At 65.7% G+C, this 14223-nt stretch carries 14 protein-coding genes; 6 read left to right on the forward strand and 8 right to left on the reverse strand.

Going from position 1 to position 14223, the window contains the following annotated elements; genetic code table 11:
• Nucleotides 1–140 precede the first annotated feature (140 nt).
• A complete protein-coding gene (mshD, locus tag ACQPZ2_RS41435; RefSeq protein WP_433523333.1) occupies nt 141–1052 on the reverse strand; it encodes a mycothiol synthase in 912 nt (303 codons plus the stop codon).
• A gap of 64 nt (nt 1053–1116) precedes the next feature.
• Nucleotides 1117–1884 (reverse strand): winged helix-turn-helix transcriptional regulator, encoded by a 768-nt coding sequence (locus ACQPZ2_RS41440; protein ID WP_433523334.1) that lies wholly within the window; start codon nt 1882–1884, stop codon nt 1117–1119.
• 183 nt (nt 1885–2067) lie between these two features.
• Between ACQPZ2_RS41440 and ACQPZ2_RS41445 the strand changes: the two genes are divergently transcribed.
• The 6 genes from ACQPZ2_RS41445 to ACQPZ2_RS41470 all read left to right on the forward strand — a co-directional run bounded on the left by ACQPZ2_RS41445 (nt 2068) and on the right by ACQPZ2_RS41470 (nt 6263).
• The gene (locus ACQPZ2_RS41445) at nt 2068–2874 is read left to right on the forward strand and encodes an LmeA family phospholipid-binding protein (protein WP_433523335.1); all 807 of its coding nucleotides are present in this window, start codon (nt 2068–2070) and stop codon (nt 2872–2874) included.
• On the forward strand, nt 2871–3311 hold the full coding sequence (locus ACQPZ2_RS41450) for a thioredoxin family protein (RefSeq protein ID WP_433523336.1): 441 nt from the start codon (nt 2871–2873) through the stop codon (nt 3309–3311). Before ACQPZ2_RS41445 ends, ACQPZ2_RS41450 begins: the two co-directional genes overlap by 4 nt.
• Before the next feature lie 322 nt (nt 3312–3633).
• A complete protein-coding gene (locus ACQPZ2_RS41455; protein ID WP_433523337.1) occupies nt 3634–4197 on the forward strand; it encodes a DUF4395 domain-containing protein in 564 nt (187 codons plus the stop codon).
• Between the two features lie 31 nt (nt 4198–4228).
• Nucleotides 4229–5062: a sulfurtransferase gene (locus ACQPZ2_RS41460; protein WP_433523338.1), complete on the forward strand. Its 834-nt coding sequence runs from the start codon at nt 4229–4231 to the stop codon at nt 5060–5062.
• A gap of 4 nt (nt 5063–5066) precedes the next feature.
• Nucleotides 5067–5372 carry a DUF1416 domain-containing protein gene (locus tag ACQPZ2_RS41465; RefSeq protein WP_062988334.1) on the forward strand — a complete coding sequence of 102 codons (306 nt, stop codon included), beginning with the start codon at nt 5067–5069 and terminating at the stop codon, nt 5370–5372.
• A 183-nt stretch (nt 5373–5555) separates the two neighbouring features.
• Complete coding sequence (locus tag ACQPZ2_RS41470) at nt 5556–6263, forward strand: FABP family protein (protein WP_433523339.1); 708 nt, start codon at nt 5556–5558, stop codon at nt 6261–6263.
• Here ACQPZ2_RS41470 and ACQPZ2_RS41475 read toward each other — a convergent pair.
• The 6 genes from ACQPZ2_RS41475 to ACQPZ2_RS41500 form a co-directional block, all read right to left on the reverse strand.
• Nucleotides 6260–6844: a Uma2 family endonuclease gene (locus tag ACQPZ2_RS41475; RefSeq protein WP_433523340.1), complete on the reverse strand. Its 585-nt coding sequence runs from the start codon at nt 6842–6844 to the stop codon at nt 6260–6262. The two genes, ACQPZ2_RS41470 and ACQPZ2_RS41475, sit on opposite strands and share 4 nt — an antisense overlap.
• A 68-nt stretch (nt 6845–6912) precedes the next feature.
• A complete protein-coding gene (locus tag ACQPZ2_RS41480) occupies nt 6913–7350 on the reverse strand; it encodes a hypothetical protein (protein ID WP_433523341.1) in 438 nt (145 codons plus the stop codon).
• Between the two features lie 291 nt (nt 7351–7641).
• A complete protein-coding gene (gene cydC, locus ACQPZ2_RS41485) occupies nt 7642–9483 on the reverse strand; it encodes a thiol reductant ABC exporter subunit CydC (RefSeq protein ID WP_433527660.1) in 1842 nt (613 codons plus the stop codon).
• A 68-nt stretch (nt 9484–9551) separates the two neighbouring features.
• Nucleotides 9552–11558 carry an ABC transporter ATP-binding protein/permease gene (locus ACQPZ2_RS41490; protein WP_433523342.1) on the reverse strand — a complete coding sequence of 669 codons (2007 nt, stop codon included), beginning with the start codon at nt 11556–11558 and terminating at the stop codon, nt 9552–9554.
• Nucleotides 11559–11560: 2 nt separating this feature from the next.
• A complete protein-coding gene (cydB, locus tag ACQPZ2_RS41495; protein ID WP_433523343.1) occupies nt 11561–12592 on the reverse strand; it encodes a cytochrome d ubiquinol oxidase subunit II in 1032 nt (343 codons plus the stop codon).
• A 9-nt stretch (nt 12593–12601) separates the two neighbouring features.
• Nucleotides 12602–14086, reverse strand: coding sequence for a cytochrome ubiquinol oxidase subunit I (locus ACQPZ2_RS41500; RefSeq protein WP_433523344.1), 1485 nt, complete (start codon nt 14084–14086; stop codon nt 12602–12604).
• Nucleotides 14087–14223: the final 137 nt, after the last annotated feature.

The following is a 14223-nucleotide window of genomic DNA, read 5'->3' on the forward strand; positions in this document are numbered from 1 at the left end:
CTTATGTAACGTAAGGTCGCTCGGTTGACAGTTGGACCAGGCTGAGTGAACGGAGGGTGAACAGCCCGGCGCTAATGGTCCCGTTATGTGTGACATTTGCCCCAGTGTTACTCGAGCAACCCCGGCGAGCCGCCTGTTATTCAGTCAGCGGCCGAATAGGCGACATCGATATGTGACGGTTCGAAGCCGAGTCGGGTATAGGTGTGCACGGCCGCGGTGTTGTCGGCCTCGGTATAGAGCAGAACCTCTGGCAGCTCGCGTTCGCGCAGGTAGCGCAGGCCCGCGAGGGTGAGCAGACGGCCGAGGCCCCGGCCCTGCGCGGCCGGGTCGATGCCCACTACATAAACCTCGCCGACCGGCGGGTTCTCCTCGTAATGCACCTTCGTCCAGTGGAATCCGAGGATGCGGTCCGGATCGGCCGGATCCACCGCGATGAACAGCCCCTTCGGGTCGAACCAGGACTCTTCGCGGCGGACGGCGATATCCCGCTCGGTCCAGCCGCCCTGTTCCGGATGCCAGGCGAAGGCCGCGTTATTGACACGCAACAGTTCGGCGTCGTCGGCGGCGCCTTCGTAGGTCCGCAGCGCGGTACCTTCCGAAACGACCAACTCCGGTAGCTCTGGCGTTGCCAGTGACCGCCGCATCTGCCACAACTCCCGTGCGACGTGCAGTCCGAGCCGGGCCGCGAGCGCCTGGGCGGCGGGCCGATTTCCGTGTGCCCAGACCCGAGCACCCGATCCACCCTTTGTCAGCGCCGCCGAGACCAATTCCGCACCGATGCCATGGCCGCGCGCAGCCGGATCGACGGCGACCTCGGCCATTGCGGGGTGTTCGCCATGTGCGGCAACGAGATTCGCGTAACCGGCGACCACACCGGCACGCAGCGCCACCAGATGTTCGGCCCCGGAATCCGTCGCGACGAGCGAGAGGACCGCCTGTTCGGAGACCGGCGCGACACCGTCTTCGGCGCTCGCCCGCTCCAGCAGTTCACGCACCGCCCGCGCCACATCGGCATCGAGCTCCGTACTCCACCGCAGCGTCGTCTCACCCATCAGCGTCTCCCTCGTCGATCCGTCATCGCGACGAACGCGCGAATACCGCGCGCCATTCCAACGGCTACGGGACGGATCCGTTGACGGGGACGGGCGGGGAATCGTCGGTGTCCTCGGCGGACTCGTCGTCGGGGAAGGTGACGTGGTCGCCCTTGGTGCTGTTGCGCGCGGGGCGTACGGCCTTGTAGCCGACATTGCGGACGGTCCCGATCAACGATTCGTATTCGCTGCCGAGCTTGGCGCGCAGGCGGCGCACGTGCACGTCGACCGTGCGGGTGCCACCGAAGAAGTCGTAACCCCAGACCTCCTGCAGCAGCTGGGCCCGGGTGAAGACCCGGCCCGCGTGCTGCGCGAGGTATTTGAGGAGTTCGAATTCCTTATAGGTGAGATCCAGCGGGCGACCGCGCAGCCGGGCGGTATAGGTGCCCTCATCGATCACCAGTTCGCCGAGGGTGATCTTGCCGGTGTTCTCCGGGCTCGCGACACCGCCGTTGCGGCCGACCAGCAGGCGCAGCCGGGCGTCCAGCTCGGCCGGTCCGGTACCGGGCAGCAGAATGTCGTCCAGGCCCCAGTCGGCATTGACGGCGACCAGCCCGCCCTCGGTCAGCACGGCGACCACCGGCACCGACGACCCGGTGCTGCCGAGCAGCCGGCACAGGCCGCGGGCCGCGGCCAGGTCGGTGCGCGCGTCGACCAGCGCGACATCCGCGGTCCCCGCCTCGAGCAGGGAAGCCACCTCGGTCGGCGCCGGGCGCACATTGTGCGCCAGCAGCGACAGCGAGGGCAGAACCGACTCGGGGTTGGGGTCGGAGGTCAGCAGGAGCAGCTCCACAAGCCCTCCTCCCATCTAGTAGCACCGGACAACAGCCACACCGCCGGGGCCACGTCGCTAATCACAGGTAATCGGATGCAAGATTAGCGCGTGAACACCGATGACCTCGCCATCCGGGGTTAGTGTGGCACCTCGGGGCAGAGGTGCGATACCCGAAACGCACCGCCAAGTAGTGTTGCCCGCATGCGCAAGCTGATCATCGGGCTGCTGTGCCTCGCGGCATTGGCGGTAGTCATCGATTTCGGCGCCGCCGCCTACTCCGAGTACCGCGTGTCGCGCGCCCTGCGTGTCGGCGCCGACCTCACCGCGGATCCCGACGTGGTCATCTATGGGTTCCCCTTTCTCACCCAGGCGCTCGACGGCCGATACCAGACCGTCGATATCCGTGCGCGCGTCATGCGACCCGATATCCCCGGCGAAATCTCGGTCGGCGCGACGCTGACCGGAGCCCACCTCTCCATCGGCGACCTCACCGACGGGAACGTGCGCGCGATTCCGGTGGATCGGGTCGAGGGGCAGATGCGGCTCGAGCCGACCGAACTCGGCAGGCTGTTCAAAATCCCGGACCTGCAAGTACATTCGGCGCCGGGGAACAAATCCGACGGAACCGGCGGATCGGGCGGGTCCGGTATGACCACCGGCGGGCAGCTCCTGCTCACCGGCACCATGCCGGGCAAGACGCCGAGCAAGCCGGGTGCACCGCTCGGCGGTGACAATGTGAGTGTGACCGCAGACCTCGTGGTCGACGGCGATCAGGTGAAGATCGTCGCGACCAGCATCTACCGTGGCACGGGTGATGCCACGACGACTGCGGTCGTCACCGACACCGAGCGCCCCAAGGTGCTGGAGCAGTTCACCCGGACAATCGATACGAACGAACTGCCGTTCGGGCTGCGGCCGACGAAGGTCTCCGCACAGGGCGGCCAGATCGTCATCGAGGCCAAGGCCGAGAACGTGACCATCGACCTGGACAGATTGCGGCGACCATGATTGAAATCACAATCCTGCTGGTAGTGCTGCTTGCTGCGGTTGCGGTCGGAGTGGTGCTGCGGCGCCGCAACGGCAAGCTGCGCGCGAGCGACACCCAGCTACCGGACGAATCGGCGCGCACCGATCTGCTGGCATCGGTCGGCGCCGACAACTCGGGCCCGGCGGTACTGCACTTCTCCGCCGATTGGTGCGGACCGTGCGACGCGGTGCGACGCGTGGTCGCCGGGGTCACCGAGGAATTGTCCGGATCACCGCGTCCGCCGCTGGATATCGAGGTCGATATCGATGCCGAGCCCGCGCTGGCCAAAGAACTGAACGTGCTCTCGCTGCCGACCACCTTCGTCTTCGATATCGAAGGGCGGGAACGATTCCGGATCTCCGGGGTCCCCAAGTCCGCGGACCTGCGTACCGCACTCGAGCCGCTGACCGTGGGATAACTCTTCCGGCGAATCGCCCCTGACGGTGGAAAAACCGGGCGTGACAAGGGTTGATAGCAACTGTGACGAACCCCGGGTCCAATTCTCCGGCAGAACCAGGTAAACTGCTCTGCGTGCAAGCCAACCACGAGCTGATGCTCACCCGACGCCGCACAGTTGATCTGTGTCGCCTCGGTGGTTGTTGCTGCCTGTGTGGCTGAGCGGTCGGCTCCGTCAGAATTCCTGATGCCGACCTGCGTCCGTCGTGCGAGTGATCTCTTGATCCCCCGGCGAACTGGCATTTTTCCCGCCAACAGCGAAATTCAGCGCAGGAGTACGCACAATGTCCACAAATTCCCGAAACACAGCCGTTGAGAACGGAATTCCCGTCGTCGTCGACGTGCGCGGGCCACGCTTCGCCGCGTGGGTCACCACCGGCGTCCTCGTTCTGATCCTGCTCGCGGCAGCCGTTTCGACGCCGTTGGCCGCGGTGCTCGTCGCCGCACAGGCGGTGGTCTTCGCGATCGGCGCGGCCTACGGGCCGCGGCGGCATCCCTACGGCCGGATCTTCGCCGCGTTCGTCGCGCCACGCGTTGGTCCGACCCTCGAAACCGAACCCGTGGCACCGCTGCGGTTCGCCCAATTACTCGGCCTGGTCTTCAGTGCCGTCAGCCTGCTGGGTTTCCTGGTCGGCTCCACCGTCGTCGGCGCGGTGTTCGCCGGCTTCGCCCTGTTCGCGGCGTTCTTGAACGCGGCGTTCGGGATCTGCCTGGGTTGCCAGATCTATCCGCTGGTCGCCCGACTCCGCCGGGCAGGGCCGATGGGCGGTGTTCGCGGGCCCTCCGTGGTCACGCAAGCTACCGCCTCCGGGCCTGACGCGAACACCGCTGGGTCCCCGGCGAACTGACACTGCAAGTCACCACCCCGAAAGGAACAACATGGCTCGCTCCGATGTCCTGGTCTCCGTTGACTGGGCCGAAGAGAACCTCAACGCCCCCGGCATCGTCTTCGTCGAGGTCGATGAGGACACCTCCGCCTACGACGGCGGCCACATCGAGGGTGCCGTTCGGCTCGACTGGAAGAAGGACCTGCAGGATCAGGTTCGTCGCGACTTCGTGAACCAGGAGCAGTTCTCCGATCTGCTCTCGGCGCGCGGCATCGGGAACGACGACGAGGTCGTGCTCTACGGCGGCAACAACAACTGGTTCGCCGCATACGCCTACTGGTACTTCAAGCTGTACGGCCACAACAACGTCAAGCTGCTCGACGGCGGCCGCAAGAAGTGGGAGCTCGACGGTCGTCCGCTGTCCCGCGACGCCGTGAACCGTCCGGCCACCCAGTACAAGGCCGCCGCGCCCGACCTGACCATCCGCGCGTTCCGCGACGAGGTCATCGCCGCCATCGGCATCAAGAACCTGGTCGACGTCCGCTCCCCTGACGAGTTCTCCGGCAAGATCCTGGCTCCGGCGCACCTGCCGCAGGAGCAGAGCCAGCGTCCCGGCCACATCCCGGGCGCCATCAACGTGCCGTGGAGCAAGGCCGCGAACGAGGACGGCACCTTCAAGTCCGATGCCGAGCTGACCGAGATCTACGGCGAGGCCGGGCTGGACGGATCCAAGGACACCATCGCCTACTGCCGCATCGGTGAGCGTTCCTCGCACACCTGGTTCGTGCTGCAGGAGCTGCTGGGCCACCAGAATGTCAAGAACTACGACGGCAGCTGGACCGAATACGGCTCGCTCGTCGGTGCACCGATCGAATTGGGAGAGTAATCACATGTGCGCAGCACCTACCCAGGGACAGGCCATTCCGGCCGGAGTCGATGTCGAGAAGGAAACGGTCATCACCGGCCGTGTTCTGAGCACCGACGGTCAGCCGGTCGGCGGCGCGTTCGTGCGCCTGCTCGACGGCAACGGTGACTTCACCGCCGAGGTCGTGGCCTCGGGCACCGGTGATTTCCGCTTCTTCGCGGCGCCGGGCGCGTGGACCGTGCGCGCGTTGTCCTCCTCGGGCAACGGCTCGGCCGAGGTTCGTCCGGAGGGCGCGGGCATCCACGCCGTGGATGTGGCAGTCGCCAAGTAAGTAATTGCGCCGACGGCCCCGTAGTTTCCCGGTAACTGGGAAGCAACGGGGCCGTTGTGCTGGGCGGGACGCAACTCGTTAGACTCCAGTTGTGGTCCTCTTCTTCGAGATTCTGCTGGTGGCCGTGGCCGTTCTGATCGGCTGGTTCGGCCTGTACGTCTTCTACCGGTTGTTCACCGAATCATGAGTGAACTCGCGAGCGAAGGTTCCAACCCGGCCGAGCGAGCGAGTGAACAACTGAACGGCAACGGCCCGGCCGAGTCCGCGCCGCGCCGCAGTGGCGACGAGGCCGTGGCCGAGGCCGCCGAACGGGCGAAATGGACTGGTGCGCGCAATATTCCGGTGCTACCGGATCTGCCGCTGCCCGAGGACACCGCGAATCTGCGGCTCGGCCCGGATCTGAGTTCGTCGATGCTCGCGCTGCTGCCGATGGTCGGCGTGTGGCGCGGTGAGGGCGAGGGCAACGATCCCGCTCGCGGCGACTACCGCTTCGGCCAGCAGATCATCGTCTCCCACGACGGTGGCGATTACCTGGCCTGGGACTCGCGTTCCTGGGTCATCGACTCCGACGGCTCCTACGGCGGACCCGATCTACGCGAGAGCGGCTTCTGGCGGGTCGGCATCGACGGTGATGACGAGGTCATCGAACTGCTGCTGACCCACAGCACCGGTATCGTCGAACTCTTCTACGGCACCGCACTGACCCAGTCCTCCTGGGAATTGGCCACCGATGTCGTCATCCGCAGCCAATCCGGCATCGTCGTCGGCGGAGCCAAACGCCTGTACGGCATCGTCGAAGGCGGTGATCTCGCCTACGTCGAGGAGCGGGTAGTCGCCGATGGTCCCCTCGAACCCCGCCTCTCGGCCCGTTTGCAGCGCTACATCGGTTAGTCGCGCGGCCAGATCGATGTCAGGTCGATGTCGATCGGGAAGGGCACGTTGATCTTCAGGCGGTCGTGGAAAATACCGACCAGGCCGTAAGTTGCTGTGGCGGGGTCGAGTTCGTAGACGTAGACAACGGCTTCATCGTCACGACGCTCGACCCTCCAGTAGTTCGGGATTCCTGCCTTCGCATACTTGGCTGGCTTCGTCTCCCGGTCGCGTTCTTCGGAATCCGGAGACACTGCCTCGACAGCAAGAACAACGTCCTCAGCGAAGTAGTAAGTGGATAGACCTGCTCGACGAGTCGCCGCTTTGCTGACCACCAGGACATCTGGTTCCGGCATCTGACGCGGTCCGAGTTTGACGGCCATTTCACGGTCAGCATAGAGATCCGGCGGAGTTTGTTGATCGAGGTCCCGCCAGAGAACCGACACGCACCGGCTGTGCCACATTTCCTGCGGACTCACGAAGACCAGACCCCCATCGATCAACTCGGTATGCTTCGGAAGGCCGCGCAGCTCCAGAAAGTCCTCGACTGTGAACCCACCAGCAGGTGGAATCAACCAGTCAGGAAACGGCTCAACGGTCATTGCCCCAGCGTAGCGCCTGCCGAGGTAGAACTTCACTGGAAAAGGGACGCCTAGGACAGCGGGGCGAATCAGGTTGGGTGCCAGGTGACGAGGAGTTCGTCGGCGACGGTTTCGACGGCGAGTTTGGAGCCGTTCACCTCCAGCACGGCGGCACGGAGGCGGTCGTCGTGCAGGCGGGATTCGGAGACGGCGGCGATGTGGGAGCCGATCAGGTGTGAGTACGGGGGTTCGGAGCCGACGTCGAACGCGGTGTATTTGCCGGATTCGGCTACGTATTCGATGTATTCGGGTTCGGTGAGACCGGCGAACGGGTCGCGCCACGGGGTCGATGCGACCAGGAGTTCCTCGCCGTCGGTTCCGGCGTCCAGCAGCAGCACCGAACCGTCGTCGAAGGTCAATTCGATGGGGCCTTCGGTGCGGTCGACATCACTGCCCTGTACGTAGAACATGCGGCGAACCGCCCTGATGCGGCGGCCAACCACTGCTGCGAGACCCTCCGATGGCATCGGCTACCCCTCGTGTCGAACCCGGTCGCCGGACTCTACCGTCCGAGAGAATTGTGCCGAAAAAGGAACGGCCCCCGAGCCATACCCCGCAGGCGGTGAAGCCTGCATGGGTCCCGGTCGGACTAGACCGGTAGCTCGGGGGCCGGGTGGCTGCCTGGAATTCGCTCAGCGCTCGCGCGAACGGAAATCCGTTGCAGCGGTGGCGCTAGCGGACAGCCACCTCACGAGTCCTATGAACATACATTCTTCGAACCACCTCCTTCCTTGTGTACAAACGAATCTAGTCAGCGGTCAGCGCGTCGGCAACGGAATTTCGCTGGGCGCTGAACCGGTGCGCTCCTCAACTCCTCCAGTGGCCCTGACCTGGCCTGATCCATCGATATGCAGCACCGCTTCGGCGCGATGATCGGATGGCAGCTGATGTGTGACGACGACCACAGTTCGGTCGGGTTCGACAAGGCCGCTGCCGATATCGAGTAGCTCGCGCAGCAGTCGCGCGCCCGCCTCGGCCTCGAGATGTTCGGTCGGCTCGTCGAGCAGCAGCACCCGCGCGGGCGAAATGAGCGCTCGGGCGAGCAGAATCCGCCGCCGCTGCCCGCCAGAAACCGCGGCCGCACCTCCGACCAGATCCGTGTGCACACCATCCGACAGGGATGCCAGCCAATCCCCGAGACCGACCGCGCACAAAGCCTTCTCGGCCGCTTCGACAGTCAGATCCCCCCGCGCGACACGCAGGTTCTCGAGCACGGAGGTGCCGAAGATGTGCGCATCCTCGGCAAAGAACGTCACCCCGGGCACGGGCGTACCGAACAACCCCGCCCACGCCATGAGCAACGTGGTCTTGCCCGCGCCGCTCGGTCCGACGACGGCGATCCGCTTTGCCGTCGGACGCTCGGGTAGATTGCCCGGCAATAAATTTCGTGCGTCGCGGATGCCCGCATCAATGCCCCTGCGGTCGGGTGTCGCTGGTGCGCCCGCTGTCGACGAGCCGTGCCCGCTGCCCTCGGCTCGTCCGGTGGCATCGCGCAGCAGATGATCTCGCGCCGAGTCGCTGTGCCGGTTCGTGGCGGAGTCGGCGATCGCGCGGCCACAGCGTTGCTGCGTCATCGGGTTTCGGGTGGTTTCGAGCAGCGGGAGGCGGTGCAGGGCCGCGCGAGCGGTGGTGAGGGCCTGCGCGGCGGCGGGTAGTGGGGCGACTGCTTCGAAGGCCGAGAGGGGGAGCAGGACAAGGATGGTGAGGGCCATGGGGGTCATGGCGGGCGGGTTGGTGCCGTAGATCGCGATGCCGATCAGAAGGGCGCCGAGGACGCTGGCGCCGATCGAGAGTGGCGTCGCCGCGGCGGCCCAGGCGCTGCGTGCGGCCGCGGAATCCTCGGCGGCGACCGCACGTTGTCCGGCGCGGTCGGCGGCCGTCAGCGCGGCATCCAGCTTGCCCGCGACCCGGAGTTCGGCCGCGTGGTCGAGGACCGTGAGCGCCTGCGCGGTGAATTCGGCGCGGTCGGCGCGCACCGCACGTTCGGCCTCGCGGGCGGCCCACCCCGAGAGCCACGGTGCGACGATCCCGGCAATGCCGAGCGATGCCGCCAGAATGGCCGCGGCCCCAACCGAAATGGTGGCCATGAGTCCGATCGCGGCCAGCGACAGCACAATCGCGACCGCGATCGGCACGAACACACGGACGACAGCGGCTCCGAGGTCATCGATATCGCTGCCGATTCGAACCAGCAGGTCTCCGCGCCGCAACGACGCAGCACCATCCGCGCTCGTCGAATCCGTCTCGGCCACCGGACGACCCACACCGCTGTCCGAGGTGTCGCCTCGCATATCCCGCCGCATCCAGACGTCCGATTGAGCGAGAGTCCGGTAAACGGTTGTCCGGGCGGTCGTCATCGCACGCAGCGCGACATCGTGGGTAGCAAGGCGTTCCAGGTATCGGCACAGGCCACGGGATATACCGAGCGCCCGTACCGCGACGACAGCAACGCTCAGATCGAGCACCGGAGGCATCTCCCAGGCACGCGCGATCAACCACGCCGCCAGGGCCGCCAGCCCGAGACCGCTACCCAGCGCCGCCACACCCCACCCGATCGCCACGGCAACTCGCCACGGCGACAACTCGAGCAACCCCCACATGCGCCGCAGATCCGCTACTGGTCCACGACGAGCCGTTGTGCTCGGCACCGAAGTGTCTCTCGCGCGGTTCATGAGACGACTGCCTGAGGTGCGGTCGAGTGGATGGGGATTATGTGATCGGCGGCGGCGAGGACGGTTGGGCGGTGGGCTATGACGATTACGGTTGCGCCGGTGCGAGCTCGCTGTTGTAGCGCAGTGAGAACGGTGGCTTCGGCGGCGCGGTCCAGGTGGGCGGTTGGTTCGTCCAAAAGGAGGATCGGGCGGTCGGCGGCGAGCACTCTGGTGAGGGCCAGGCGTTGGCGCTGGCCGAGCGAGAGGCCGATGCCGCCCGCGCCGACGATCGTGTTCCAGCCGTCGGGGAGTTCGTCGAGTACCGCATCGAATCCGGTTGCGATGCAGGCGGCTTCGAGTTCGTCGAGCACTCGGGCCGCACCCTTGGCCGTGGTGTCGGGTGTGTGCGCGCCGAGTAATTCGAGATTCTCGCGCAGCGTTCCCGGGACCAGAACCGGACGTTGCGGCAGCCAGGCGACACGGGCCCACCAGGCGTTCTGATCCAGCGCACGTACGTCGCTGCCGTCGACCTCCACCGAGCCGGACTCCGGCGTGATCAATCCCAGGATTGCTTGCAGCGCAGTCGATTTCCCGCTCCCGTTGGGTCCGGTGAACACAGTCACCAACCCCGGCCGCAACACCGCCGTCAGCCCGGCGGGCGCAAACCCGTCCCTGGCGCGTACCGAGAGATCGCATATCTCGATGAGGCCCCGGCCATCTCTGCCGACTTCATGCCTCGTCTCGGCGGGATCGCCATTCGGTGCCGCTGAACCGAGTTCGCTGTCCCTGCCGTGGTCGCCGCTCGCCACAGCACCCTCACCGCCGAGATTCCCGTGATGGGAGCCGACGACGGCCGCGGGATCAACACCATTGGTACTCGAAACCGGCCTGACAGCACCTGCGCACCCGGGCGCTGCCGACCGGACAACGCCCGCTCCGCCAACCGCAGCACCAGTCCCACCAGTTCCGGAGACCGACCGGACAGCGCCCGCGTCCCCGTCGGCCGCCTGACCATCGGCACCCGATTCGGCCCGAACCTGCACAGACGGCTCGAGAACAGCAAATGCCTTGTCCGCGGCTGCCATTCCGTCCTGCGCCGCATGGAACCGCTCCCCCACCATCCGCAGCGGCAGATACACCTCCGGCGCGAGGATCAACGCCACCAGCCCGGCATAGAGACTCATCTCGCCGTAGACGAGCCGCAGACCGATGGACACCGCGATCAACGCAACGCTGAGCGTGGCAAGCATCTCGAGCACCATCGACGACAGGAACGCGATCCGAAGCGCACGCATAGTGCGCTGCCGCAACGCATCCCCGAGCGCGCGCACCCGGTGTTCCATCGAACCCGTCCGCCCCGCGCTTCCCTCCCGCCCCAACGCCCGCAACGTCGGCATTCCGGCGAAGAGATCGAGCAGTTGATCCGACAGCCGTGTGGTCGCGACGAGGGTGGCCTCCGCCCGGCCCTGCGTGAGCAGACCGATGAGCACCATGAACACCGGAATCAACGGCAGCGTTACCACGGCGATAAGACCGGAGACCGGGTCATGAAACCCGATGACCACCAAGACAATCGGCGGCACCAGGCAAGCAAGGAGCAGCGCGGGCAGATACCCGGTGAGATACGCCCGCAGCCCGGTCAGCCCGGTACTCACGACAACCGCCAATTCGGTTCGCCGGGTTTCGAGTTCGCGCGGCGGCAGCTGAGCCCCGGCGGCTAGCACCGCGGTTTCCAGTTCCGCGACCACCGCGGCCCCCGCCCGATGCGCGATTCGCGACTGCACCCAGGTGGCGAGCACTCGACAGCCGATGGCGACCACGAGCACCACCAACTCGAATGTCCACGCCCCGGAGTTGCGCCGACCGGGATCGGTGACGACCCCGGCCAGCACCGTCGCCAGTGCGACCGCCGTGACCACGATCGAACCCGTGATCACCACGGACAGTGCCACACTCAGCACCAGGTAGCGGCGGGCCGAGCGCGCGTACTTCCACAACCGGGGGTCGACGGGCGGGCGAGCCATGATCAGTCCTTGACGGTTTCCAACGGCAGGCCGATCGGCGCGGGAATCTGCTCGACCGTAATCCGTTTGCGGAATACCCAGTACGTCCAACCCTGATAGCCCAGCACCACGGGCGTTACTACCACGGCCGCCCAGCTCATCACCTTCAGCGTGTACGGCGTCGAGGAGGCGTTGTCGATGGTCAGGTTGAACATGTCGCTGATGGTGGACGGCAGTACATTCGGATACAGCGACCCGAACAGCAGCACCGTGGCCGCCGCGGTGGTGACCGCCGTGCCGACGAACGCCCACCCGTCGCGGTCGGCGAAACTCGCCGCGCCCGCGAGCAGCAGCCCGACTACCGCCAGCGCCAACGGAATCCAGGTCCATCCGGTTCCGTAGGCCAACTGCGTCCACACGCCGAACACACCGACGACGATCGCGGTCGGCGCCAGCAACAATCGCACTGTCTTCGCCGCATCGGAGCGCACCTCGCCGCCGGTCTTCAGCACCAGGAAGACCGCGCCGTGCAGCGCGAACAGCAATCCGGTCGCGAGTCCGCCGAGCAAGGCATACGGCCCGAGCAGATCCCACGCCGAGCCCGCGATGTGCTTCTTCTCGTTCAGCGGCACCCCACGCACGACGTTGGCGAATATCCAGCCCCATGCCAATGCCGGTACCCAGGAACCGATTCCGATCGCGGCATCGCACCAGGCCCGCCACCGCGCATCGTCGATCTTGCTGCGATATTCGATGGCGCAGACCCGCGCGATCAGCGCGATCAGCACGAGCAGCAATGCGATGTAGAAACCGGAGAACAGGCTCGCGTACCACTCCGGAAAGGCGGCGAACATCGCACCGGCCGCAGTGATCAACCACACCTCGTTGCCGTCCCATACCGGCCCGATCGTATTCAGCACCACCCGCCTTCGGGTATCGCTGCCCTTGCCGAGGATCGGCATCAGCATGCCGACCCCGAAGTCGAAGCCCTCCAGCACGAAGTAGCCGGTGAACAAGACGCCGATCAGCAGAAACCAGAACTGTTGCAGATTCATCGTCGGCTCCTAATAGGCGAACGAAAGCTGTTCGACGGCAGGTTCTTCGGCCTGATGACGACCGCCCGTATCGTCTGGTCCGCCGGTCGGAATCTTCGCGGGCTCGGGTCCGGCGACCGTGTAGCGCCGCATGAGGTAGAACCACACCACCGCGAGCGCGCCGTACAGCAGGGTGAACACCACGAGCGAGGTGATCACCGTGCCCGCGACGTGGTCGGAGACGCCCTGCTGCACCATCAGCCGCAGACTCTGGTCACCGGTCGGATTCGGCGCGACAACCCATGGCTGCCTACCCATTTCGGTGAAGACCCAGCCCGCGCTATTGGCCAGGAACGGAGTCGGGATGGCGATCAGGCACAGCCACGAGTACCAGCGCTTATCGGTGATCCGGCCGCCGCGGGTCAGCCAGAGGCCGACCAACCAGAGCAGGATCGCACCGGCCGACAGGCCGATCATGGCCCGGAAGGACCAGTAGGTGACGAACAGATTGGGCCGGTAGTCGCCGGGCCCGAATTTCGCGTTGTACGCGTGCTGCAGATCGGAGACGCCGTCCAAGGTGACGTCGCTGAACTTGCCCTTGGCCAAATACGGCAACACGTACGGCACCTCGAGTACGTGCGTCACGCTGTCGCAGTTGTTGTGCGTGCCGATGGTCAGCACCGAGAAGTCCGGATCGGTTGCGGTATTGCACAGCGATTCCGCCGAAGCCATTTTCATCGGCTGCTGTTCGAACATCAGCTTGCCCTGCACGTCACCGGTGAAGAACAGCGCGACACCGGCAATGACGATCACCCACAGGCCGCCGCGTCCGCCGGCGCGCCACATCGTTCGCGCCTCAGCGACTTTGGTCTCGTCACCGCTGCGCGCATTGCGCACCATCCACCAGCCGCAGATGCCGACCACAAAAGTTCCCGAGGTCAGGAATGCTCCGGCCACCACGTGCGGAAATGCCGCCAGGGTCGTGTTATTGGTGAGCACCGTCCAGATGCTGGTGAGTTCGGCGCGTCCCCGCTCCGGGTTGTACCTGGCGCCGACCGGATGCTGCATGAACGAATTTGCCGCGACGATGAAGTACGCGGAGGCATTCACCCCGATCGCGACGAACCAAATCGTCGCCAGGTGCACCATTTTCGGCAGCCGGGTCCAACCGAAGATCCACAGGCCGAGGAAGGTCGATTCCAGGAAGAATGCGACGAGCGCCTCCAGCGCGAGTGGTGCGCCGAAGACGTCACCGACGAAGCGGGAGTATTCGCTCCAGTTCATGCCGAACTGGAATTCCTGCACGATGCCGGTCGCGACACCGAGTGCGAAATTGATCAGGAACAGCTTCCCGAAGAATTTGGTCAGCCGGTACCAGTGCTCTTTGCCGGTAATCACCCAAGCGGTCTGCATACCCGCCACCAGCGGGGCCAGACCGATCGTCAGCGGTACGAAAATGAAGTGATAGACGGTCGTGATGCCGAACTGCCAACGCGATAAGTCCAGGACGCTCAAAACCGACCTCCCGCCGATCTACGACATTACGTAGTAAGAGTACGCCCGGGAATGGGTCCATCAAGGAGGCGTACGCCACGACACACCGAGGCTCCAGCCCCTCAACGACCCGTTTTCCGAGCTCGCCGAGTACTCCT

The organism is Nocardia pseudovaccinii (assembly GCF_050942345.1).
GTDB classification, from domain to species: Bacteria; Actinomycetota; Actinomycetes; order Mycobacteriales; family Mycobacteriaceae; genus Nocardia; species Nocardia pseudovaccinii.

Coding starts and splice junctions, on each gene's coding strand:
- ACQPZ2_RS41460 (WP_433523338.1), top strand. CDS start 4,229: ATGGCTCGCTCCGATGTCCTGGTCTCCGTTGACTGGGCCGAAGAGAAC.
- ACQPZ2_RS41465 (WP_062988334.1), top strand. CDS start 5,067: ATGTGCGCAGCACCTACCCAGGGACAGGCCATTCCGGCCGGAGTCGAT.
- ACQPZ2_RS41475 (WP_433523340.1), bottom strand. CDS start 6,844: ATGACCGTTGAGCCGTTTCCTGACTGGTTGATTCCACCTGCTGGTGGG.
- ACQPZ2_RS41480 (WP_433523341.1), bottom strand. CDS start 7,350: ATGCCATCGGAGGGTCTCGCAGCAGTGGTTGGCCGCCGCATCAGGGCG.
- ACQPZ2_RS41455 (WP_433523337.1), top strand. CDS start 3,634: ATGTCCACAAATTCCCGAAACACAGCCGTTGAGAACGGAATTCCCGTC.
- ACQPZ2_RS41445 (WP_433523335.1), top strand. CDS start 2,068: ATGCGCAAGCTGATCATCGGGCTGCTGTGCCTCGCGGCATTGGCGGTA.
- ACQPZ2_RS41470 (WP_433523339.1), top strand. CDS start 5,556: ATGAGTGAACTCGCGAGCGAAGGTTCCAACCCGGCCGAGCGAGCGAGT.
- cydC (WP_433527660.1), bottom strand. CDS start 9,483: ATGTGGGGGTTGCTCGAGTTGTCGCCGTGGCGAGTTGCCGTGGCGATC.
- cydB (WP_433523343.1), bottom strand. CDS start 12,592: ATGAATCTGCAACAGTTCTGGTTTCTGCTGATCGGCGTCTTGTTCACC.
- ACQPZ2_RS41450 (WP_433523336.1), top strand. CDS start 2,871: ATGATTGAAATCACAATCCTGCTGGTAGTGCTGCTTGCTGCGGTTGCG.
- mshD (WP_433523333.1), bottom strand. CDS start 1,052: ATGGGTGAGACGACGCTGCGGTGGAGTACGGAGCTCGATGCCGATGTG.
- ACQPZ2_RS41490 (WP_433523342.1), bottom strand. CDS start 11,558: ATGGCTCGCCCGCCCGTCGACCCCCGGTTGTGGAAGTACGCGCGCTCG.